At 67.2% G+C, this 23066-nt stretch carries 18 protein-coding genes and 2 pseudogenes; 9 read left to right on the forward strand and 11 right to left on the reverse strand.

What is annotated here, in order from left to right:
- The 4 genes from H7I87_RS28395 to H7I87_RS28410 all read left to right on the forward strand — a co-directional run bounded on the left by H7I87_RS28395 (nt 1) and on the right by H7I87_RS28410 (nt 4494).
- The gene (locus H7I87_RS28395) at nt 1–336 is read left to right on the forward strand and encodes a hemophore-related protein (RefSeq protein WP_009976598.1); all 336 of its coding nucleotides are present in this window, start codon (nt 1–3) and stop codon (nt 334–336) included.
- An 11-nt stretch (nt 337–347) separates the two neighbouring features.
- Complete coding sequence (locus H7I87_RS28400; protein WP_033719768.1) at nt 348–1115, forward strand: siderophore-interacting protein; 768 nt, start codon at nt 348–350, stop codon at nt 1113–1115.
- 2 nt (nt 1116–1117) lie between these two features.
- Nucleotides 1118–2854, forward strand: coding sequence for an AMP-binding protein (locus tag H7I87_RS28405; RefSeq protein WP_023865821.1), 1737 nt, complete (start codon nt 1118–1120; stop codon nt 2852–2854).
- 740 nt (nt 2855–3594) lie between these two features.
- A complete protein-coding gene (locus H7I87_RS28410; protein ID WP_011724754.1) occupies nt 3595–4494 on the forward strand; it encodes an SDR family oxidoreductase in 900 nt (299 codons plus the stop codon).
- A gap of 23 nt (nt 4495–4517) precedes the next feature.
- On the opposite strand, the gene H7I87_RS28415 is transcribed toward H7I87_RS28410, so the two are convergent.
- A complete protein-coding gene (locus H7I87_RS28415; protein WP_003872187.1) occupies nt 4518–5420 on the reverse strand; it encodes a PAC2 family protein in 903 nt (300 codons plus the stop codon).
- A 415-nt stretch (nt 5421–5835) separates the two neighbouring features.
- Between H7I87_RS28415 and metH the strand changes: the two genes are divergently transcribed.
- Nucleotides 5836–9624, forward strand: coding sequence for a methionine synthase (gene metH, locus H7I87_RS28420; protein WP_062900078.1), 3789 nt, complete (start codon nt 5836–5838; stop codon nt 9622–9624).
- A gap of 15 nt (nt 9625–9639) precedes the next feature.
- Here metH and H7I87_RS28425 read toward each other — a convergent pair whose 3' ends face one another.
- From H7I87_RS28425 to H7I87_RS28470, 10 genes and pseudogenes are all read right to left on the reverse strand, one after another.
- A complete protein-coding gene (locus H7I87_RS28425) occupies nt 9640–10407 on the reverse strand; it encodes a mannan-binding family protein (RefSeq protein WP_011724757.1) in 768 nt (255 codons plus the stop codon).
- Nucleotides 10404–11128: pseudogene (locus H7I87_RS28430) on the reverse strand (Rv1363c family protein). Before H7I87_RS28430 ends, H7I87_RS28425 begins: the two are co-directional and overlap by 4 nt.
- 31 nt (nt 11129–11159) lie before the next feature.
- Nucleotides 11160–12418 (reverse strand): annotated as a pseudogene (locus H7I87_RS28435) (MlaD family protein).
- Nucleotides 12415–13632 carry an MlaD family protein gene (locus H7I87_RS28440; RefSeq protein ID WP_023879993.1) on the reverse strand — a complete coding sequence of 406 codons (1218 nt, stop codon included), beginning with the start codon at nt 13630–13632 and terminating at the stop codon, nt 12415–12417. The pseudogene H7I87_RS28435 and the gene H7I87_RS28440 overlap by 4 nt, the downstream one beginning before the upstream one ends.
- Nucleotides 13629–14744 carry an MCE family protein gene (locus H7I87_RS28445; RefSeq protein ID WP_009976612.1) on the reverse strand — a complete coding sequence of 372 codons (1116 nt, stop codon included), beginning with the start codon at nt 14742–14744 and terminating at the stop codon, nt 13629–13631. Before H7I87_RS28445 ends, H7I87_RS28440 begins: the two co-directional genes overlap by 4 nt.
- Nucleotides 14741–15796, reverse strand: a complete 1056-nt coding sequence (locus H7I87_RS28450) for an MCE family protein (protein ID WP_031349578.1) — start codon at nt 15794–15796, stop codon at nt 14741–14743. The genes H7I87_RS28445 and H7I87_RS28450 overlap by 4 nt, the downstream gene beginning before the upstream one ends.
- Before the next feature lie 28 nt (nt 15797–15824).
- Nucleotides 15825–16880, reverse strand: coding sequence for an MlaD family protein (locus H7I87_RS28455; protein ID WP_011724759.1), 1056 nt, complete (start codon nt 16878–16880; stop codon nt 15825–15827).
- Nucleotides 16877–18517: an MlaD family protein gene (locus tag H7I87_RS28460; RefSeq protein ID WP_083071364.1), complete on the reverse strand. Its 1641-nt coding sequence runs from the start codon at nt 18515–18517 to the stop codon at nt 16877–16879. Before H7I87_RS28460 ends, H7I87_RS28455 begins: the two co-directional genes overlap by 4 nt.
- A gap of 23 nt (nt 18518–18540) precedes the next feature.
- Complete coding sequence (locus H7I87_RS28465; RefSeq protein ID WP_033726874.1) at nt 18541–19404, reverse strand: ABC transporter permease; 864 nt, start codon at nt 19402–19404, stop codon at nt 18541–18543.
- A 1-nt stretch (nt 19405) separates the two neighbouring features.
- Entirely contained in the window at nt 19406–20266 is an 861-nt protein-coding gene (locus H7I87_RS28470) for an MlaE family ABC transporter permease (RefSeq protein WP_095955514.1), read from the reverse strand.
- 305 nt (nt 20267–20571) lie between these two features.
- Between H7I87_RS28470 and H7I87_RS28475 the strand changes: the two genes are divergently transcribed.
- The 4 genes from H7I87_RS28475 to H7I87_RS28490 all read left to right on the forward strand — a co-directional run bounded on the left by H7I87_RS28475 (nt 20572) and on the right by H7I87_RS28490 (nt 23031).
- The gene (locus H7I87_RS28475; protein WP_031349579.1) at nt 20572–21204 is read left to right on the forward strand and encodes a TetR family transcriptional regulator; all 633 of its coding nucleotides are present in this window, start codon (nt 20572–20574) and stop codon (nt 21202–21204) included.
- A 26-nt stretch (nt 21205–21230) separates the two neighbouring features.
- Nucleotides 21231–21512, forward strand: coding sequence for a phosphoribosyl-ATP diphosphatase (locus H7I87_RS28480; protein WP_003872174.1), 282 nt, complete (start codon nt 21231–21233; stop codon nt 21510–21512).
- A 2-nt stretch (nt 21513–21514) separates the two neighbouring features.
- Complete coding sequence (hisG, locus tag H7I87_RS28485; RefSeq protein WP_003872173.1) at nt 21515–22369, forward strand: ATP phosphoribosyltransferase; 855 nt, start codon at nt 21515–21517, stop codon at nt 22367–22369.
- 149 nt (nt 22370–22518) lie between these two features.
- Nucleotides 22519–23031 (forward strand): membrane protein, encoded by a 513-nt coding sequence (locus tag H7I87_RS28490; RefSeq protein WP_019733399.1) that lies wholly within the window; start codon nt 22519–22521, stop codon nt 23029–23031.
- Nucleotides 23032–23066: the final 35 nt, after the last annotated feature.

A 23066-nucleotide genomic window follows, 5' to 3' on the forward strand; every position in this document is an offset into this window, starting at 1 on the left:
ATAGCCACGCAAGCGGTGACCCGATCGGCCGTCGCGGTTTGCGGCCTGGCCCTAGCGTTGACCGCGGCCGGGCCGGCGTCCGCCGACCGGGATCTGAGTCCGTTCGTCAACACAACCTGCGATTACGGGCAGGTGATGTCGGCGCTGCAGGCGGCAGATCCGCAGGCCGCCGCGCAATTCAGCGCTTCGCCGGAGAGCGTCTCGTTTCTGCGTCAGTTCCTCGCGTCACCGCCGGGTCAACGCCAGCAGATGGCCCAGATGTTGGCGAGCCAGCCGGGGGCCGACCAACAGTTCGGGCTTGTCCAGCGGGTCTTCAGCACCTGCAACAACTACTGAGCAGGTTCTCCGTGGCCACCCTCATCGAAGGCTTCCCCCTCATCAGCACGCTGCGCGACGCGGTGTTCCTCACCGCAACCGTCAGCGAGATCGAAGCGTTGACACCGCGAATGCGCCGCATCCGGTTCAGCGGCCCGCGACTGCACGGACTGGGCTGGACCCCGGGTCAGCACGTCCGGCTGCAGGTCGAAAGCCTGCGGCAGTCCGTGCTGCGGCTGCACCCATACCCCGTGCTGCGCACGTATTCCATCTACGCCGCCGACCCCGACCGCGGCGCGCTGGACATCGTGATGGTCGACCACGACGGCGACCCGAAGGGCGCGACGCCCGCCAGACTTTGGGCGATGGCCGCCACCCTCGGAGATCACGTCCGTATCACCCGGCCCCAGGGCAAGTTCGTCATCCGGGACGACGCGCCCTATCACGTGTTCGCCGGCGAGGAAACCGCGTCGGTCGCGTTCGCCGCGATGCTTCGATCTTTGCCCCCCACCGCCGAGGTCTACGGAGTGGTGGAGGCCGCGACCGAAGCCGACCACCTGCCCCTGGCCCGGACCCTCGAACAGGTCGAGCGCGGCGGCGCCCCGGCCGCGAACTCCGCCGTGCTCGCCGACGCGCTGCGCCGCCTTCCGCTGCCGGACCATCCGGGCGTCGCCTACCTCGCCGGCGAGGCCCGCACCGTGCAAGCCCTGCGCCAGATATTGATCACCGAACGCGGCTGGAAGCGAAACCAGGTACGCACCAAGCCTTTCTGGTCGCCGGGCCGCACCGGCATGGAGTAATCATGGTCGAGACGTCTATTTCGGATCTGCTGTGTGAACGGGCCAGTCTGCAGCCCAACGACACGGCGTTCACGTTCATCGATTACGAGCGGGACTGGAACGGGGTCGCCGAGACCCTGACGTGGTCGCAGCTGTACCGGCGGACGGTGAATGCCGCACGAGCGCTTCAACATTGCGGGGCGACGGGCGACCGCGCCGTGATCATGGCCCCGCAGGGCCTCGACTACATCGTGGCGTTCCTTGGCGCGTTGCACGCGGGACAGGTCGCGGTTCCGCTGGCGCTGCCGCTGGGGGGCGTCAGCGACGAGCGCGTCGACTCGGTGCTGCGTGACGCGTCGCCGACCGTCATCCTCACCACGTCCTCCGCCGCGGAAACCGTTGCGGGGTATGTCAAGTCGCAATCCGGCCGACCGGTGCCATCCGTCGTCGAGGTCGACCTGTTGGATCTGGACACCCAAGCCGCCTCCGGCGCCGGGGGCCAGAATCGCCCGGAGTTGGCCTATTTGCAATACACGTCCGGGTCGACCCGTCAACCTGCCGGGGTCATGGTCTCGCAGCGGAACCTGCTGGCCAACTTCGGGCAGATCATGTCCGACTTCTGCGCGGAGTACGGGGGCGTCGCCCCGCCGGACACCACCATCGTGTCGTGGCTGCCGTTTTATCACGACATGGGTTTGATCCTGGGCGTGTGTGCACCGGTCCTGGGTGGTATTCCCGCCGTGCTGACCAGCCCGGTGTCGTTCCTGCAGCGACCGGCCCGGTGGATGCAGTTGCTGGCCAAGGAAAGTCACACATTCTCGGCGGCACCGAACTTCGCTTTCGAGTTGGCGGCGCGTAAAACGTCGGGCGAGGACATGGCCGGGCTGGACCTGGCCGACGTGCTGGTGATCCTCAGCGGGAGCGAACGGGTGCATCCCGCGACGCTGCGGCGTTTCACCGAGAAGTTCGCGCGCTTCAACCTGCCCGGCAAGGCGGTACGCCCCGCCTATGGACTGGCGGAGGCGACGGTCTATGCGTTGAGCCGCACACCGGCGCAGCCGCCCGAGATCGCGCACTTCGATTCCGAGAAGCTGGTCACCGGCACCGCGGAGCGGTGCGAAAGCCCCACCGGCACACCACTGGTCAGCTACGGGGTGCCGCGGTCACCGATGATCCGCATCGTCGATCCCGACACCGGGATCGAGTGTCCGGAGGGGACCGTCGGCGAGATCTGGATCCACGGCGACAACGTCGCGATGGGCTACTGGAAGAAGCCGCAAGAGACCGAACGCACCTTCGGCGGTCGGCTGGCCGCCGCGTCGTCGGGCGCGCCCGAAGCGTCGTGGCTGCGCACCGGCGACTCGGGGTTCTTGTCCGATCGCGAGCTGTTCATCATCGGCCGCATCAAGGACCTGTTGATCGTCTACGGGCGTAACCACTCACCCGACGACATCGAAGCAACGGTTCAGGAGATCACCCGGGGCCGGTGCGCGGCGATCGCGGTTCCGCAGGGGGGCATGGAAAAGCTGGTCGTCATCATCGAAGTCAAGAATCAGGACCCGTCCCGCGAGGCCGCGGACAAGCTTGCGCTCGTCGAGCGCGAAGTCACCTCGGCGATCTCGAACTCCCACGGCATCGGGGTGGCGGATCTGGTCCTCGTGGCCCCGGGCTCGATACCGATCACCACGAGCGGCAAGGTGCGGCGCGCGTCGTGCGTCGAGCAATACCGGCAGGGTCAGTTCGCCCGGCTGAGCCGTTAGCCCGGTGACGGCGGGGTTCGCCGCCGACACCGCGGGGGAGGGCGGCAATAGACTTGCGCGCCAACGGCAACCGGCCGCGGGCCGGTCTCTTATTCGGGTGACCGGTGATTTTCGTCCGTCAGTCCGCGTCGTCGGCCTTTTTCCGTCCGCCCCAGGGCTTTCCTACCGGCCGCCAGCAAAACTGGTTGCTGCCCTGACGGTGCCAGAGATAGGTGTCGAGATCACCCAAGTTGCTGCGCGCCACAAACTTCCACATCGGAAAATCTGACGGAGTCGATCTTCGGTGCATCATCCCTCCCTCAGAAAAAGCGTTGCAGCGCGTCGAGAAGCGCGTTGAGAAGCGCAATTGACCGGACCGGAGCAGATCGAATTCGACACGGTTCGATAACGACCGGCCTTGTGCGACAAGCGTCTACCAACGCCGCCGGGCGTGGCGGCACGCCGCCGTCCGTCGTCTCGCGTCGCCGCGTGGCATGCGCGATTCCGTGTCATGTTCGGAGCCTATGGTCGCGGCCGCTACTACTGGGACGGCGCGAGCCAAATAGAGTAGTGCGAGAGGCGATTTAGGGTAGTGAGGTCGAATTAACTTGGCACACGGCGAATAACGCCCCCGCTAACCGCCGCCAAAGACGAAAAACCACAGGCATACTCGACACCCGCAAAATAGGCCGCAAATTCGCGCCAGCCCGCACCAGCCGGCCCGACCGCGATCCGTCCGACCGCACCGGTACGTTTGCGTCATGACATCGCTGCGGGACAAAGTCGTCTTCATCACCGGCGGCGCCCGGGGAATCGGCGCCGAGGTCGCTCGCCGGCTGAACGCGAAAGGCGCCCGGTTGGTGCTGACCGACCTCAACGACGCCGAACTGACCTCGCTTGCCGCGGAACTCGGCGAGGAGCGGGTGCTGACGGCCGTCGCGGACGTGCGCGATCTGTCGGCCATGCAGGCCGCCGCCGACCGCGCCGTCGAGCGATTCGGTGGCATCGACGTGGTGCTGGCCAACGCCGGCATCGCCAGCTACGGCTCGGTGGCCCAGGTCGACCCGGACGCGTTCCGGCGAGTCCTCGACATCAACGTGCTCGGCGTCTTTCACACCGTGCGAGCGACCTTGCCCGCGGTGATCGAGCGCCGCGGCTACGTGCTGATCGTCTCGTCGCTGGCCGCCTACGCGGCCTGCCCGGGGCTGGCCCCCTACAACGCGTCGAAGGCCGGCGTCGAGATGCTGGCCAACGCGCTGCGACTGGAAGTGGCCCGGCACGGCGTCAAGGTCGGCTCGGCGCATATGTCCTGGATCAACACCGCGTTGGTTCGCGACACCCAGAACGACCTGCCGGCCTTCGATCGACTGCTGGCCAGCCTGCCCTGGCCGCTGAACAAGACCACGACGGTCGACAAATGCGCGGCCGCGTTCGTCAAGGGCATCCAGCGCCGCCGCACCCGCATCTACTGCCCACGCTGGGTGGCGCTGTTCCGCTGGGCCAAGCCCGTGCTGTCCAGTCGGCTCGGCGAAATGCCGCTGCACTCACCGACCGCCGAGCTGTTGCCGGCACTGGACGCCCAAGTCGCCGCGCTGGGCCGTTCGATGTCGGCCGCCAACGTGGAGTTGTTGCGGCCGGATCGCGGGTCGGCGCGCAACTAGTCGACGCTCGGCGAGCGAAATACCTACCGCCCGAAGCCGGGCCGGCGGCGGCGCAGATACCGCTCGAACTCGGCGGCCAGCGCGTCGCCGTCGATCTTGCCCAGCGCGTCGTTCATGTCGACCTCGGCGTCGCCGCGCTGTTCCAGCGACTGCACGTATTCGGCGAGATCCTCGTCCTCGGCGGTCATCTCGGTGACCGCCTGCTCCCATTCCTCGGCGTCGGTCGGCAGGTCGGCCAGCGGCACCTCGATGTCGAGCACGTCCTCGACGCGGCGCAGCAACGCCACCGTGGCCTTCGGGTTGGGCGGCTGGGACACGTAGTGCGGCACCGCCGCCCAGAACGTCACCGCCGGGATCCCGGCGGCCACGCACGCGTCCTGGAACACCCCGGCGATGCCGGTGGGGCCCTCGTAGCGGCTCTCCTCGAGCCCGAAGCGTTTGGCCGACTCGGGTGAGTACGCCGCGCCGGACACCGGCACCGGCCGGGTGTGCGGGGTGTCGGCCAGCAGGGCGCCCAGGATCACCACGGTGTCCACGTTGAGCTTGTCGGCGATGGCCACCAGTTCGGCGCAGAAGGTGCGCCAGCGCATGTTGGGTTCCACGCCGTGCATCAACACCACGTCGCGGTCGCTGCCCGGCGGCCGGCAGTGCGAGATCCGCATCGCCGGCCACACCAGCTCGCGGGTCACCCCGTCCACCTGCCGGATCACCGGACGGTTCACCTGGTAGTCGTAGTAGGCCTCGTCGTCGATCTCCAGGATCGGGTCGGCCTCCCAGATGGCCTCGAGGTGCTCGAGGGCGTCGCTGGCCGCATCGCCGGCGTCGTTCCAGCCCTCGAACGCAGCCACGACGACGGTGTGGTGCAGTTCGGGCAGAGCGGCCTGGCCACTGGGTGCGCCATAGGGTGGGCCGTCGGGCGGGGTCACAGTTTTAGCGTACGGCCTTCCCCGCGACAATGTCCGAGGCGGCGTGGCCGTGTATCGGCGGCCGATCGGCGGTTTACCCGCGCCTTTGCATAGGCGGACTATCCTTACGGCGTGACTGCCGCCGACGAACACGCCGCGACGGGCACCGCGTCAATGGCGGCCGACCCGAGCCCGGACGGTTTCACCAACAGGAGTCGACACCGTCGCGCAGAAATACGCCCGGCCGCAATCTCGTTAACCTTGGTAACTATCATGTCGCCGACAGGATCTGCGAGCTGTCGATCCCGGCGATGAGTTGGGCGTCCGAACGTCGATCGGGTGACGACGTAGACTTTTCTGGTCGAGAGGCGTTGCAACGGATCCGGGTTCCCGCCGGCATCCGCCACGCTCGGCGAAGTCAAGGACGCCTTCCGTTATGGAAGGAGTGCACGTGACCGCCCCCGTGACCACCCCGGCGTCGGACAGCTTCGCGCCGAACATCCGCCCCGACTGCACCGACGAACTGACGGCGGCGCTGCGCCAGCGGATCATGGTGATCGACGGCGCCATGGGCACCGCGATCCAGCGGGACCGCCCCGACGAGGCCGGCTACCGCGGCGAGCGGTTCAAGGACTGGCCGAGCGATCTGGTCGGCAACAACGACCTGCTCAACCTGACGCAGCCGCAGATCATCGAGGGCATTCACCGCGAGTACCTCGAGGCGGGCGCCGACATCCTCGAGACCAACACCTTCAACGCGAACGCGATCTCGCTGTCCGACTACGGCATGGAGGAGCTGAGCTACGAGCTGAACTACGCCGGCGCCGCCCTGGCCCGTAAGGCCGCCGACGAGTTCAGCACCCCGGACAAGCCCCGCTACGTCGCCGGGGCGCTGGGGCCGACGTCGCGGACCGCGTCGATCTCGCCGGACGTCAACGATCCCGGGGCCCGCAACGTCACCTACGACGAGCTGGTCGCCGCCTACCTCGAGGCGGCCAACGGCCTGGTCGACGGCGGTGTCGACCTCCTGATCGTCGAGACGATCTTCGACACGTTGAACGCCAAGGCTGCGGTGTTCGCCCTCGAGACGCTGTTCGAACAGCGCGGGCGCCGCTGGCCGGTCATCATCTCGGGCACCATCACCGATGCCTCCGGGCGAACGCTGTCCGGGCAGGTCACCGAGGCGTTCTGGAACTCGATCCGGCACGCCAAGCCGATCGCGGTCGGGCTCAACTGCGCCCTGGGCGCACCGGAGATGCGGCCCTACATCGCCGAGGTGTCGCGCATCGCGGACACCTTCGTCTCCTGCTACCCGAACGCCGGCCTGCCCAACGCCTTCGGCGAGTACGACGAGTCCCCGGAGCGTCAGGCCTCCTACATCGCCGACTTCGCCGAGGCCGGCCTGGTCAACATCGTCGGCGGTTGCTGCGGAACCGCGCCGCCGCACATCGCCGAGATCGCCAAGGTCGTCGAGGGCAAGCCGCCGCGCGAGGTGCCGCAGATTCCGGTGGCCACCCGGCTCTCGGGCCTCGAGCCGCTCAACATCACCGACGACTCGCTGTTCGTGAACATCGGCGAGCGCACCAACATCACCGGCTCGGCCCGGTTCCGCAACCTGATCAAGGCCGAGGACTACGACACCGCGCTGTCGGTCGCCCTGCAGCAGGTGGAGGTCGGTGCCCAGGTCATCGACATCAACATGGACGAGGGCATGATCGACGGCGTCGCCGCGATGGACCGGTTCACCAGGCTGATCGCCGCCGAGCCGGACATCAGCCGGGTCCCGGTGATGATCGACTCCTCCAAGTGGGAGGTCATCGAGGCCGGCCTGAAGAACGTGCAGGGCAAGCCGATCGTCAACTCGATCTCTTTGAAGGAGGGCGAGGAGAAGTTCGTCCGCGAGGCGCGGCTGTGCCGCAAGTACGGCGCGGCCGTCGTCGTGATGGCCTTCGACGAACAGGGTCAGGCCGACAACCTGGAGCGCCGCAAACAGATCTGCGCACGCGCCTACCGCGTGCTGACCGAAGAGGTCGGCTTCCCGCCCGAGGACATCATCTTCGACCCCAACTGCTTCGCGCTGGCGACCGGCATCGAGGAGCACGCAACCTACGGCATCGACTTCATCGAGGCCTGCGCCTGGATCAAGGAGAACCTGCCGGGGGTGCACCTCTCCGGCGGCATCTCGAACGTGTCGTTCTCGTTCCGGGGAAACAACCCCGTCCGCGAGGCGATCCACTCGGTGTTCCTGTTCCACGCCATCAAGGCCGGCCTGGACATGGGCATCGTCAACGCCGGCGCGCTGGTGCCCTACGACTCGATCGACCCCGAGCTGCGGGACCGCATCGAGGACGTCGTGCTGAACCGCCGCGAGGACGCGGCCGAGAGGCTGCTGGAGATCGCCGAGCGGTTCAACAAGTCCGCAGATGCTTCGGAGGATTCGGCGGCGGCCGAGTGGCGCGGCCTGCCGGTCCGCGAGCGGATCACGCACGCCCTGGTCAAGGGCATCGACGCCCACGTCGACGAGGACACCGAGGAGTTGCGGGCCGAGATTGCCGCCGCGGGTGGCCGGCCGATCGAGGTGATCGAGGGCCCGCTGATGGACGGCATGAACGTCGTCGGCGACCTGTTCGGCTCCGGCAAGATGTTTTTGCCCCAGGTGGTGAAGTCGGCCCGGGTGATGAAGAAGGCCGTCGCCTACCTGCTGCCGTTCATCGAGGCGGAGAAGGAAGAGTCCGGCGTGTCCGGTTCCAAGGACACCAACGGCACCATCGTGATGGCGACCGTCAAGGGCGACGTCCACGACATCGGCAAGAACATCGTCGGAGTTGTCTTGCAGTGCAACAACTTCGACGTGATCGACCTCGGTGTGATGGTGCCGGCCCAGAAGATCCTCGATGCTGCGAAAGAGCACGACGCCGACATCATCGGGCTGTCCGGCCTGATCACCCCGTCCCTGGACGAGATGTCCAACTTCGCCGCCGAGATGGAACGCGAGGGCCTGCAGATCCCGCTGCTGATCGGCGGCGCGACCACCTCGCGCGCCCACACGGCCGTGAAGATCTCGCCGCGGCGTTCCGGCCCGGTGGTCTGGGTCAAGGACGCCTCCCGCTCGGTGCCGGTCGCCGCCGCGCTGCTGGACGACAAGCAGCGGCCCGCCCTGCTGGAGGCCACCGAGAAGGACTACGCGTCGCTGCGGGAACGGCACGCCCAGAAGAACGAGCGGCCGATGGTGACGCTGGAAAAGGCCCGCGCCAACCGGACGCCGATCGACTGGGACGGCTACACGCCGCCGGTGCCCGCGATCGGTGCGGGAATACGGGAATTTCAGGACTACGACCTCGCCGAGCTGCGCGAGTACATCGACTGGCAGCCGTTCTTCAACGCCTGGGAGATGAAGGGTCGCTTCCCCGACATCCTCAACAACCCGGCCACCGGCGAGGCGGCCCGCAAGCTCTACGACGACGCCCAGGAGATGCTCGACACCCTGATCAAGGAGAAGTGGCTGACGGCCAACGCGGTGATCGGGTTCTTCCCGGCGAACGCGATCGGCCCGGGTTTCGAAGACATCGAGCTGTACACCGACGACACCCGCACCGAGGTGCTGACCACGCTGCACAACCTGCGCCAGCAGGGCGAGCACCGCGACGGAATCCCGAACCGGTCGCTGGGCGACTACGTCGCCCCCAAAGAAACGGGGCACCGGGACTACATCGGCGCCTTCGCGGTGACCGCGGGGCTGGGCAGCCAGGAGAAGATCGCGGAGTTCAAGGCGGCCCTGGACGACTACAGCGCGATCCTGCTGGAGTCGATCGCCGACCGGCTGGCGGAGGCGTTCGCCGAACGGATGCACCAGCGGGTCCGCAAGGAGTTCTGGGGCTACCAGCCCGACGAGCAACTGGACAACGACGCACTCATCGACGAGAAGTACCGGGGAATCCGGCCCGCGCCGGGCTACCCGGCCTGCCCGGAGCACACCGAGAAGGTGACGCTGTGGAAGTTGATGGACGTCAAGGAGCGCACCGGCATCGAGCTGACGGAGTCGATGGCCATGTGGCCCGGCGCCGCCGTCAGCGGTTGGTATTTCTCGCACCCGCAGTCGCAGTACTTCGTGGTCGGGCGGTTGGCCCAGGACCAGGTCGCCGACTACGCGAAGCGCAAGGGCTGGACGCTGGCCGAGGCCGAGCGCTGGCTGGCCCCCAACCTCGGCTACAACCCCGAGGACTGAGCGGTACGCCACCGGCTAGACGCGCAGCACGGAACCCAAGGCGGACAACGGGATATGCGCCTGCACGGTGCCGCCGTCCATGAACCACTGCGGCAGACCGGTGGCGAAGTTGATCGGTTCGTCGTGGCCGACGGGATAGTCCGGCATGTACAGGATCAACTCGTCGGGGGTGATCGCCCAGGCCTTGTACGCCCCGGAGTAGACCTTGTCCGGCGTCCACCGGTCGACGACGAACGGGTAGGTGCCCGGGTCGTGCGGCGGCGGTGCCTGGTTGAGTGCCGTCTCGATAAACGGTTGCGCCAGTGGGGGAATGGCGGTCAGCGGGTTTGACGTCGTCAGGTCCGCGAGTTGTACCCTTCGGCCGCTTGCCATGTCGAAGGTGAAGGTCCGGTAGGCGTTGTTGGGCTTGGGCCCGTCGGCGTGATAGTCCTCGTGGAACACCGCGCTGAGCAGGCTGGCATGCCGGAACACCTCGAAGTTCTCCTCGCCGTAACTGTCGGCGGCCATGCTGGAGTTGGCATTTCGCCAGTTGTTGACCAGCGTGCGCAGGTAGTCGCGGATCACCGGTCCGGTGGTCGGGTTGTCGACCAGGTCGTCGGGCACGGCGACCTTGATGTCGCGGACGGCGTTGCGTTCCGACGTCACCGAGGTGTGGCAGTACTGGCCGTCCCAGTCGCCGCCCAGCTCGCCGCAGAACGACGGTGCCGACGCGTGGACCTTGCCGGTGCCGGGAATGGTTGCGGCCGTGAGCAATACCAGCGCCGCAAGGATCCGGGGGATCACAGCAGCTGCACTTTGCTTGCGCGCCAACGGCCGTCGACCTTTTCCATGGTCATCTTGATCCGGCTGCGGTCGATGCGCGGGTCGGGCGCGGCGGTGTTGGTGACGGTCTGGTCGATGAACAGCAGCACCACGACCTTGCCGGTGGAGGCGGACTGAATGGCAGAATCCACCACCACGCCGTGGGCGGTGGCCTTGTTGTCGATCAGCAATTGCCGAAGCTTGACACTGGACTGGGTGTACATGTCCTTGAACTCCCCGGTCGCACCGTCGAGCACCTGCTTGAAGTTCTCGTCGACCTTGTTGGAATCGATGCTGGTGAGCACTGCGCGTAGGCGATGGCGGCCTGCTGGGCCTGTTCACCGGCCGCCTTCACCTGATGCTCCTGCCATTGCCGCCAGCCCAGGAAGCCCGAAACGGCAAGGGAGGCAACGAGTAACAACGGCAGCACGCTGCGACGCAGGTAGCGCCGCCAGGGCCGCTTGCGGCGCTCGCGCCCGCGACGCTTGCCGGTGAGCAGTTCGCCCCCGTCTTCGGCTTCGTCTGGGGCTTCGTCTTCGGCTTCGTCGCCTTCGGCTTCGTCGGTTTCGGCCTCGTCGGTTTGCTCGCCGGCCTGCTCGGCGATCGCGTTCTCGACGTCGTCGCCCGCGGCGTCGTCGGCCGGCTCGGTCTCGGCGGCCGTGTCGGGCTTCGGGTTCTTCTCGGTGGTCACGATCACGATCATCTCCTAGGGATCGGCTCGGCTGGTTTCCGGCTCAGTGCGGCGGTTCGATCGGCAGCTGCGGGCCGCCGTAAGGGGTGGGGATGGTGTAGCGGCCCCGGGGTGTGGGATCGGTTCGCCGGCCCAGGTCTGCCCCCGGCGGCGGGCCGGCGGTGTCGTCGCCGCCCGGTCGCGGCGCGTTCTTGGCGCCCCGGATGGACACCGCGGGATCGTCGTCGCGGCAGTAGGTGTACATGAACGGCTCGTAGTAGTCGGCGGCGGAGGAGGCGTGCGCCGGTGTGCCGTAGTCGCACACATAGCGGGGGTAGAGGTCGGCCGTCGCCCACACGCCGTGGTCGTGAAAGACGCTCGTCACCGCGTCCAGCACCGAGCCGCGGTAATCGGGGAACAGCGCGTTGAGCGCCGGGACGCGCAGATAGAGAAGCTGCGACATGGTGGCCATGCTGCCCAGCAACTGCACCATGGTGTCGGAGTTGTCCGCGAACAGATTGTCGACGGCCGAAAGTGTTTGCGGCGTCTGCGAAGTCAACCGGCGGTAGCCGGCCTGCATCCGGGCGACACCCGTCAGCGTGTGGTTGAGTTCGGTTGCGGCGGCGCCTAATCCGTTGTTCTTGTCGCTGGCCAGATTCAGCACGACGCGGCTGGTCTTGATGATGCTGGTGGTTTCGGGCAGCACCGAGTCGAGCGTGGAAAGCAGGAACAGACCGCCGTCGACGATTGCCGTCAACTTCGCCGGGCCCTCCTTGCTCAGGCTCAGCTCCTTTTTGATCAGCTCGATCTTGCGCGGATCCACCTGGGCCAGCAATCCGTCGGCGTGCCGAGCAATTGGGCCAGGCTGACCGGGACGGTGGTGCGCTCGGAGGTGATGAAGCTGCCGTCGTGCAGATAGGGCCCGGCGTCGGAGGCGGCCTCGAAATTGATGAATTGCTCGCCGGCCGGCGACAGCGCCGACACGTGCGCGACGGTGTTCGCCGGGATGCGCACCTTCGACGTGATGGCGGCGACGGCGTTGACGCCGTTGTCGGTGATCTGCAGCGACTCGATTCGTCCGATCCGCACCCCGCGCAGCGCCACATCCTGATTCGGCAGCAACCCACCGGATTCCGGCAACTGCACGGTGACGCGGTAGGACGACGCGAACGGCGTCACCCGCAACGCGCCGATCAACAGATAGGCGGTCGCGACGACGAGGATCAGCACCAACCCCGCCACGGACAGCCAGACCTGCTGTCGATGACCCGTGCGCACCGCACGGACAACGAGATTGGCGAAGCCGGCGACGGCGCGGATCATGGCGGCGATCCCGGCTGCGGCGGGGGAGGTCCGGGGGCGACGTCGATCTGGCCGGGGACGGTGGGATCCGGCACGACGGGAACCTGCGGCGCGTTGGGCCCGCGGCCGACCACGCGCTCCTGCAGCCGCCACAGCGTGTACTTGAGGGTGCCGACCAGCAGGTTGACGTTGTAGTGGTGCGGCCCGTGCAGCCCGATGTCGCCGGGGAAGCCGATGTCGGGGAGCGATCCCAGCATGATCTTGTCCACGCTGACGTTCACCGAAATCGAGTTTCCCGCCGTCGATTTGACCAACGCCGGGATCAGCCGGTTGATCGATTGCCAGCTGGTGTCCGGGCTCACCGCGACGTCGTTGGCGGCCCCGGCGATCGTGTTCAGGTCGCGGATCATGCTGCGCCCGCTGGTGTCGGTCCCGCCCAGCGCGGGGAAGCGGGCCAGCAGCCGCGAGGTGTCACCCACCTGCTGGGCGACCTCGGACAGCTCGCCGGTGTTGTCGGCCAGGGCCGAGGTGGCGGGACCGGCGGCCGTCATCAGATCGGTGATGGTGTGGTTCTTGGCGTCGAGTTGGTCGGCGAGAGTGGACAATTGCGTCAACGCGGCCGAGATCTGGTCGGACCGGGCATCCAGCGTCCCGAGCAGCTCGTTGGACTTGCGGATCATGTCCCCGAAGGCCTGGCCCTGGTCGCCGGTCGCCTTGCCGAAGCCGTTGATGATGTTGGTGAAATTGCGCACCGCGCCGCCGTTCACCAGCACAGCCGCCGAGCTGAGCACCGACTCGACCGTCGCGGCCGCCGCGGTGGACTCCAGGCCGATGGTGTCGCCGTTCTTCAGCAGGGGCGCGTCGTGATCGCCCGGCGGGGGTTTCAGCGCGACGAACACGTCGCCCAGCGGTGTGGCGGTGCGCAATTCGGCCGTGCTGCCCCGGGGCAGTTGCACTCCGTCGCGGATGCGCAGCCGGGTGAGCGCGGTGTAGTTGCGGGCCACCATCGATTCGAGCTGCCCGACGTCCGCGCCGGCGAGTTTGACCTTGGCGTTCATCGGCAGGTTGAGCGCGTTGGAGAACACCGCGTTCAGCGAATAACCCCCCGATCCCAGCCCCGGGGCCGGAAGTGGCAGGCTGGCAAGGCCATTCGTGGCGCAGCCCGCGGTGGCCATCGTCACAGCCATCGCCGCGGCCAGCGCCGTGAGCCTTCCCCACGCGCCCGTCGCCGTCATTTCTGTCCCATGGCGGCCAGGCCGTCGAGCACATAGGTCAGCCCGAAGTCCGGGCCGAAGTCCTGGATCGTGCCGGTGCTGCAGCCGAGTTGTCGCAGGCCCATCAGGTTGCAGATCTCTTTGGTGTACTGGCTGTCGAACAGCAACCGGTCGGTGAGGAAGCGGGCGCGGACGCTGCCGTTCGCCCGGTCGATCATGTTGTAGGCGTTGTCGGCCACCAGGGGGGCCAGGTCCAGCAGCTCGGCCAGGTCGCGCCGCTGGTCGGTCACGGTCTTCAGCGTGTCGTTGCCGCTGAGCACGGCGTGCTTGATGTTGTCGCGGTTGGCGTCGAGCAGGTCGCCGGCCCGCTGGATCAGCTGGTCGAGTTTGTGTCCGGTGTTGCCGCTGCCGAGGTCCTCGTCGGCCATGATCTGGCTGACTTGGTGAATGGTGGAGGCGAATTCGCGCAGTTTGGTGTCGTTGCTGGCCACGGCGTCGAACAGGGTGCTGAGGTTCTTGACGATCGTGGTGATCTGTTCGCGGGTGGCCGCGCCGCCGTCACTGGACAGCCGCAACGCCTTGGACAGCTCACCGAGGGCCGCCTTGATCTTTTCGCCGTTGCCGTTGACCACCTCGGCACCGCCGCCCAGCACGTCGGCGATCGGGCCGCCGCCGTGGCCGTCGCCCTCCAGCGACTTGGTCACCTTGTCCAAAACATTGAGGACACTGCTGAATTCGACGGGCGTCTTGGTCCGCGGCAACCCGATGGTGTCGTGGTTACCCAGGACGGGGCCGCCGCGGTAGGGCGGCGTGAGTTCGATCTGCCGGTCGGTGAGGATGGAGGTCGACACGGTGACGGCCTGCGCGTTGGCGGGAACCTTGACGCCGCGGTCGACGGTGAACTCGACCTCGACGTAGCCGCCCCTGGGGTTGATCTTGGTGATCTTGCCCACCGGCATGCCCAGCACCGCCACCACATTGCCCTCGTAAAGCCCTGAGGCGCTGTCGAATTGGGCGGTCACCGTGATCGTGTCGTCGTCGGGGCGCAGCAGCCACCATCCGATGCCGACGGCGGCGGCGACCACAGCCACGCCGGCCACCACGGCCAGTGCCTTCGTGCCGAGCCGCGTCACTTGCAGTCCTTGAAGTACTGGATCATGCCGAACTGCTTGGCACGCCCGCTGATCGCGCACATCCACGAGTCGATCAGCGGGACGTTGGGCGCGTTGAAATTGATCGCGTTGCCGTCACCGGTGAGGTTGGCCGCCTCGCGGAAGAAGATCGGGCTGACCTGCAGCAGGCTGTGCAGCAGGTCGTCGTGCGCGGACACCAGGCCGGTGAAATCGCGGATGTCTTTGAGCAGCGCGTCCACCCCCGACCGGTCGTTGACCGCCACCCGACTGAGGGTGTCGACCAGGCTGGACAGGGATCGCATCATGGCGTGGAAGACCGCGCGTCGTGCCACGAATTGGCCCAGCAGGTCCTCGCCCTGGTCGACGAGCGCGCCGATGCCGGCCTGCTGGCGGCGCAGCGTGTTGGTCACCTGTTCGGTGCTGCGCAGCAGCTGCCCGAGTTGATCGCGCCGGGTCGCGATGATCGACGACAGCGTGTCGATGTTCGTGATCGCCTGCGGCACAACCGCCGGCAGGCCCTCGAGTTGCTTGCCCAGCACCGCCAGCGACTGGGCGAACCGGTCGGAGTCGACCTGCTCGAAGGTGGTGGTAGCGTCCTGCAATGCGGCCTGCAGGTCGTAGGGGACCTCGGTGTGCGCCAGGTCGAAGGTGTTGCCGGGCAGGCGCGCCGGGCCATTGGGTTCCAGCGCCAGGTAGCGCGAACCCAGGATGGTGGTGACCCGGATCTGGGCCCGGGAATCCTTGCCGAAGTTGATGTTGTCGCGCACCTTCAGACCCGCCTCGACGTGGTCGCCGACGAGCTTCATGCTGGTGACCGTGCCCACCGGGATGCCCGCCACCACGATCGGGTTGCCGGCGCGCAGCGATGCCGCTTGCGCAAACTCGGCCGTGTAGTGCCGGTATCCGGCGCCGAGCGCGTGCACCACCAGCATGACCGCGATCACCGCCGCGACCACCGCGACGGCGACGAACCCGAGCCAGGTCTTGTTGTAGCTCTCCAGCGGGCGCTTCGTCAGTGCCGAAAGCCGTTGCCGCACAGACCTGTCGAGCATCGATCCTGCCGTGGTCCCGGCCATCAACTCAACCATCGACGGTGCTCCTGCATCTCGGGGTGTGCCAGGCCCGGTTGCCGGGTGTGGCGGCGTTGATGATGATCGGCACGACGTCGTTGAGCCCCGGAAAAAATCCCATGAAGTTCACGTCGCACACGTAGGCGTTGCCGTAGGCGCCCTGGTTGCCCACCCGGGTGAGCCCCTTCAACAGCAGCGGGATGTTGTCGCCGAAGAAGGCCACCTGCGGTTCGACGTCCATGATGTGTTTGGTGACGCCCGGTTGGCGGTCGATGAACTCACGCAGCGCCGGGTACACGTCGGCGGCCGAGGCCGACAGCCGATCGCTCAGCCGGGCCAGCGACCCCACCGAGGCCACCAGGTCCGGGCGTCGCCGGTCGAGTTCCCCGACCACGCTGCGGGTCTGGGTGATGACCCCGTCGAGGTTGTCGTTCTGCGCCGCCAGGTTGCCCACCACCTTGTTCAGGTTGGTGATCACGTTGCCGAGCGCCTGGTCGCGGCCGGCGAAAGTCTGTGTGAGCGTGGAAGTCTGGCCGACCAGGGTGGCCAGCGACGACGTGTCGCCCTGCAGCGAGGCGATGATGCCCTTGGTCAGGTTGTCGGCGTCGTGCGGGTTGAGCAAGCTGAACAACGGTTCGTAGCCGTTGAGCAGCGTGGTGACGTCGAAGGAGGGTTCGGTGCGTTCCAGCGGAATGGTGCTGCCCGGCGGAAGCTGCGCTGGATTGCCCTCCTTGCCCAACGACAGGCCGAGATAGCGCTGGCCGACGATGTTCTGGTAGGTGACCGAAGCCAGGGTGTTCCCGTACAGCCGCTGTTCGGACTGCACCACGAAGGAGACCTTCGCCAATTTCCCGTCCAGTTCGATCTTTTCGACCCGGCCCACCCGCACCCCGGCCATCCGGACGTCGTCACCTTCGCGCAGCCCGTACACATCGCTGAACACCGCCGAATACCGGGCCGTGTCGCCGGCCACGTCGCGGCGCAGGCTCACATACACCAGCCAGGTCAGCGTCAGCGAGACGATCATGAACAGCGTCAGCGCGATGAGCGGGCCGCGAAACCTCATTTGCCCTCCCCGGGTCGAGGCGCGGGCGACGGCCCGGGCGGATGCGCGGGTGACTCCCCGGGTCGAGGCGCGGGCGACGGCCCGGGCGGATGCGCCAGCGACACCGTTGTTCCGCGGGCGACCGGGCCCAGCAGCAACTCGGTGGCCTCCGACGCGGGTCCACCGGTGATCGCGCCCAGCATGGTTCGTTCGTATTGGCTCCCCACGGGACCCACGTTGCCCCCGAACGACGGCCGGAACGAGGACTGGGGAATCCATGGGGCCTTGGGCGCCACCGGCGCGACCCACGGTTGCTGCGGTTGCGGTGTCGCCGGCGCCCCCGGTGACGGGTTGTCCGGATTGGCGCTCCCGGGCACCGGCGGCGACGGGGTAATCCCCGGGGCCAGTGGGGGATTGGGGTCGGTCAAATTCGGGGTGGGGTTGATCAGCGGCGGGCCCACCGCGACGAGGTTCCCGTCCGGGCCGATCACCGTGCCCGGCGGCGGCGCCAGATCCTTGGGCGGCTGATAGTTCTGTGGCAGCAGCACGTCGGGCAGGTCGGGCCGCACCGGAATCAGCGGGGCGGTGAAGCAGCTGGGCCCCTTCAGCTCTCCGTAATGCGGGCAGTCGGCGCGGGTGTAGGTGGAGCTGGGGGTGAAGGTCAGCATCGCGCGCATGTTGCCCAGGTTGGTCTGCGGGTTCCAGACCTGCTCCATGAACTGGTTGGCCAGGTTGTCCAGTTTGGTGACCGCGGGCACGAAGTTGTTCGACTTCTGCGCCAACACACCGAGCACCGGCGTGAAATCGGCGGTGATCCTGATCAATTGGTCGATGTGGTTGTCGAAGGACTGACGCGTCGTCCCCGCCGTGTAGTCGGCGCCCGACAGCAGCGACGCCAGCTGGCCGCGTGTCTCGGCGAAGGTCTGCATCGGCTCGACGGCCTGGTGCAACGCGTCCAGCAGATCCGGCGCCGTCTGCGCCAGGCCCCGCGTCGCGTCCAGCAGGGCCGACACCGTGGACGGGCCGGTGTCGGTGCTGACTATCGAATTGAGTTGATCGAGAAGGCGATTCAGTTGCGCCCCGGCGTTGAGCAGGCTGACCCGCCGATGATCGGTGGCCGCCCCCAGGGCGGCCAGAATTCCCACCGACCTGTCATCGCGGCCGCGCCCCGCGGCGGCGAGCAGATCGCGCAGCTTGCTGACCGTCGTCTGGAACAACACGGTGGGCAGCCGCTTGTCCTCCGGAATATGGGCGCCGTCCCGGATTTTCGTGCCGGGCCCGTTACCCACCAGTTGCACCGACGACACGGCGAACACGTTGCTGGGCACTACTCGTGCGGTCACACTGGCCGGAATCGACTTGGCGTAGTCCTCTTTCAGGTTGATGTGGACATAGTTGGGTTTGCCGTGGGCCGCGGGGACGACGTCGTCGACCATGCCGACCAGCACGCCGTGGTATTTGACGTCCGACTTCTGCGGCAGGCCGTCGCCCACGTTGACCAGGTCGGCCACCACCCGCACGTAATCGTCCAGCCTGCCAGTCGATTTCACCAACATCACGGTGGTGAGCAGGGCGCTGACCACCAGCACCGCGATGCCGATGCCGAACAGCTGCCGGTCCGAGGGGCCGCGTCCGTCCAGCTCAAAGGAATTGGGCATCGTCCACCGACCTCGCCACCGGCCTACCCGCCGAACCTTGCGCCGGAATCGATGCCCCACAGCGCCATGGTGAGCAGCATGTTCACGATGATCACCACCGTGATGCTGGCCCGCATGCCGTGCCCCGCGGCCACCCCGACGCCCTCGGGCCCGCCGCTCGCGTAATACCCGTAGTAGCACTGGATCGTGGAGGCGATCCACACGAAGACGACCGCCTTGAACAGCGAGTAGACGATGTCCTGGCCGGCCAGCATCAGGGTGAAGTAGTGCAGGTAGGACCCGGTCGAGCCGCCACTGCCGATGCTCACCACGATTTGGGTGCTCAGGTAACCGATCGCCAGGCATGCCGCGTACAGCGGGACGATCGCCACCACCGACGCGATCAGCCGGGTGGTCACCAAGTAGGGGATCGGGCGAATGGCAATCGATTCCATCGCGTCGATCTCCTCGGCGATGCGCATGGATCCCAGCTGGGCGGTGAAGCGGCAGCCGCCCTGCATCGCGAAGGCCAGCGACGCCATCAGCGGGGCCAGCTCGCGGGTGTTGACCAACGAGGAGACGAATCCGGTGGCCGGTCCCAGGCCGAGCAGGTCCAGGAAGTTGTAGCCCTCGATGCCGACCAGTGCGCCGACCGTCATCCCCAGCACCACGGCCACGCCCGCGGTGCCGCCGCCCACCACGATCGACCCGTTGCCCCAGGTGATGTTCGACAGCAGCCGCAGGAACTCGCCGCTGTACTGGCGCAGGGCCAGCGGGACGGCCACCAGCGCCCGGACGAAGAAGACCAGCAGGTGGCCGAGCCGGATGACCGGGACCTTGCCCCTGCGGTAGAGCCGCGCCAGCGGCACCGAGATCGGCGCGAAGGGTTGGTATGCCGAGGCCGTCACGTCACAGCCCCGTCCTGGGCGACAACATGATGTAGAGCTGGCTGATCGCGACATTGACGATCATCAACAGCAGAATCGCCTCCACCACAGCGGCGTTCACCGAGTTGGCCACGCCGGTCGGTCCGCCCTTGGTGGACAAGCCTTTCTGGCTCGACACGATCGCCACGATGGCGCCGAACACGATCGCCTTGAGCAGCGCCAGGATCATGTCACCGGTCGTCGCGAACGACGCGAAGGTGGACACGAAACTGCCCGGCGCCCCGTTCTGGAAGTACACGTTGAACATGTAGCTGGCGAAGAATCCGGCGAAACACACGACGCCGGTGAGGGCCACGCCGATCATCACCGCCGCGGCGAAGCGGGGCACCACCAGGCGACGGACCACCGAGACGCCCATCACCTCCATCGCGTCGGTCTCTTCGCGCATGGTTCGCGAACCCAGGTCGGCGGTGATCGCCGACCCGACCGCCGACGCCATCAGCACCGCGGCGACCAGCGACGCGCCCTGCCGGATCACGGCGAGCCCGCTGGCCGCGCCGGCCAGCGAGGTGGCGCCCACCTGCCCGGCCAGCAATGCGAACTGGATGGACAGGGTGACGCTGATCGGCAGCGAGACCAGGATGGTGGGCAACACGGCGGTGCCGGCCATGAACGCGCCCTGGCGGACGAATTCCTGCCATTGGAATCGCCCGGTGATCAGGTCGTAGAAGAAGTACTGGATGGTGCGCACCCCCAGCACGAACTGCTCGCCGACCGTCGTCAGTGCGGCGACTGGGTGACGTTTGACGTAGCCGACCGACCAGTTCCGGATGGCAGCAACGCCGTCGACGCCGTCGAGTGGCGTGGTCAAAGTCGCGGTCATCGCGGCGTGACCAGCGGTCCGTTCAGCAAACCTATGGCAGAGGTCATTGCGTACCAGCTACCGCATTCATCGGCCCTCTTCCCGCCCCTGAATCCTGAGTGCCGCGCGAACGTCGTCGGGCGCCATTGACTCTATCTTTATTAAAATAGTGTCAACAAGCTCCATAAGTCCGCAGTTCATTGGCGTGTGCTGGATCACACACTAGCCTACTTGAGAGGGGCTTTCAATAGTGTAGAGTCACTCATCTCAGTTCGTCGCTGGACGGCGCCGTGGGGTTTGAATGTCGGATTGGCGAAGGTGATGGCATGCCCTCAGCAAATAGCAGCTCGTTGCGGGACCGGCGCCGGGCCGAGCTGCTATCGCAGATCCAGCAGACCGCCCACCAGCTGTTCGCCGAGCGCGGCTTCGAGGCGGTGACCACCGAGGAGATCGCCGCGGCCGCCGGGATCTCGATCAGCACCTATTTCCGGTACGCGCCCACCAAGGAGGGCCTGCTGGTCGATCCCGCCCGGGAGGTGGCCGCCACGATCGTGGGCTCGTACCGCACCAGGCCAACGCATGAGTCGGCGGTCGAAGCGTTGATCCAACTGTTCGTCACGCATGCCAAGGAGGTCGGCGCGGCCGGCGACTTCGATACTTGGCGGCACGCCGTCGCGACCGCGCCCCACCTGCTGCGTAAGTCCGTGTTGATGAGCGAAACCGATCACAGCGACCTGATCCAACAAGTCGCGCAGAGGATGAATGTCAATGCCGCGCTTGACATTCGGCCCGCCCTGCTGGTGCACACGAGTTTGGCCACCGTCCAATTCGTCCTCGACGGATGGCTGAGCTCGGACAGCGACGAGAGCCGGCCCTTTCACGAGCGATTGGAAGAAGCGCTGCGCATCACGCTCGCCGGATTCGACCGGCCCAGCGACGCCACGCCCGGCCCGGGCTAAACCGCCGTGACTTTGCCGGCCGGCGCGTGAAACAATCGCTGGCCGTGAAGACCTTCGAGGATCTGTTCGCCGAGCTGGGCGAGCGTGCCCGCACCCGGCCCGCCGGCAGCGCGACGGTCGCCGCGCTGGACGGCGGCGTGCACGGGCTGGGCAAAAAGATCCTGGAGGAGGCCGGTGAGGTGTGGCTGGCCGCCGAGCACGAATCCGACGACGCGCTGGCCGGGGAGATCAGCCAATTGCTGTACTGGACGCAGGTGCTGATGATCGCGCGCGGGCTGTCCCTCGACGACGTGTACCGGAAGCTGTGACGATGCTGCGCGTCGCGGTTCCCAACAAGGGCACGCTGAGCGAGCCGGCCACCGAGATCCTCGCGGAGGCCGGCTATCGGCGCCGCACCGATTCCAAGGATCTGACCGTCATCGATCCGGTCAACCAGGTCGAGTTCTTCTTCCTGCGGCCCAAAGACATTGCCATCTACGTGGGTTCGGGCGAGTTGGACTTCGGCATCACCGGACGGGACCTGGTGGGTGATTCCGACGCCCCGGTGCGGGAACGCCTGGCGCTGGGATTCGGGTCGTCGAGCTTTCGCTACGCCGGGCCGGCCGGGCGGGACTGGAAGATCGCCGATCTGGCCGGCAAGCGGATCGCCACCGCATATCCCAACCTGGTCCGAAAAGACTTGGCAGAGCGCGGTATTGAGGCCACCGTCATCAGACTCGACGGCGCGGTGGAGATTTCGGTGCAGCTCGGTGTGGCCGACGCCATCGCCGACGTGGTCGGGTCGGGGCGCACCCTGAGCTTGCACAACCTGGTGGCCTTCGGTGAGCCGCTGTGCGATTCCGAAGCGGTGCTCATCGAGAGCGACCGGGGTGGACAGGACGACACACAGGCCGCACGCGATCAGTTGGTGGCGCGGATCCAGGGTGTGGTGTTCGGGCAGCAATACCTGATGCTCGATTACGACTGCCCCCGGGCGGTGCTGGACAAAGCCACGGCGATCACGCCGGGGCTGGAGTCGCCCACCATCGCGCCGCTGGCCGACGCGGACTGGGTCGCCATCCGGGCGCTGGTGCCGCGCCGCGGCGTCAACGAGATCATGGACGAACTGGCCGCTATCGGGGCCAAGGCGATCCTGGCGTCCGACATCAGGTTTTGCCGGTTCTGATCGCACTCCGTACCGGCCGGGTGCGGGCCGCGTGGGCATCGTGCCGCCCGGGTCGCTGTGTTAGCGTCCGGCTCAGGGGATTGCCCGGGTTGGCGAATGGGCCGTCCCTGCACCGGCCGCCGGTTGTTCACCCTCGGAGGAGGATCCCCGTGACACACGCGCTTATCGTATTGCTGGCTTTGCTGATCGGTGTCGTCGCCGGATTGCGGTCGCTGACGGCGCCGGCCGTGGTGGCCTGGGCCGCTTTCATCGGTTGGGTCGATCTGCACGGCACCTGGGCGTCCTGGATGGCCAACATCATCACGGTGATCGTCTTCACCGTGCTTGCCGTCGGTGAACTGGTGAACGACAAGCTGCCCAAGACCCCGGCCCGCACGGCGGCGCCGATCTTCGCGGCCCGGATCGTGCTCGGCGGGCTGGCCGGGGCGGCGCTGGGGGCCTGGCCGCATTGGACCTTTACCGCGCTCGGGGCCGGTGTCATCGGCGCGGTGCTCGGCACCCTGGGCGGCTACCACGCCCGTCGGCGGCTGGTCGCCGCGACCGGCGGCAAGGACCTGCCGATCGCGCTGCTCGAAGACGTGGTGGCGATCGCGGGCGGGTTCGCAATTCTCGCGGCGACCGGGCACGTGCTGACTGATTATCTGCTGACGGCCGTTAAGTGACAGCCCCTAAGTGACAGTCGTTAAGTGACAGTCGT

It is taken from the genome of Mycobacterium timonense, assembly GCF_025821985.1.
Lineage (GTDB): Bacteria > Actinomycetota > Actinomycetes > Mycobacteriales > Mycobacteriaceae > Mycobacterium > Mycobacterium avium.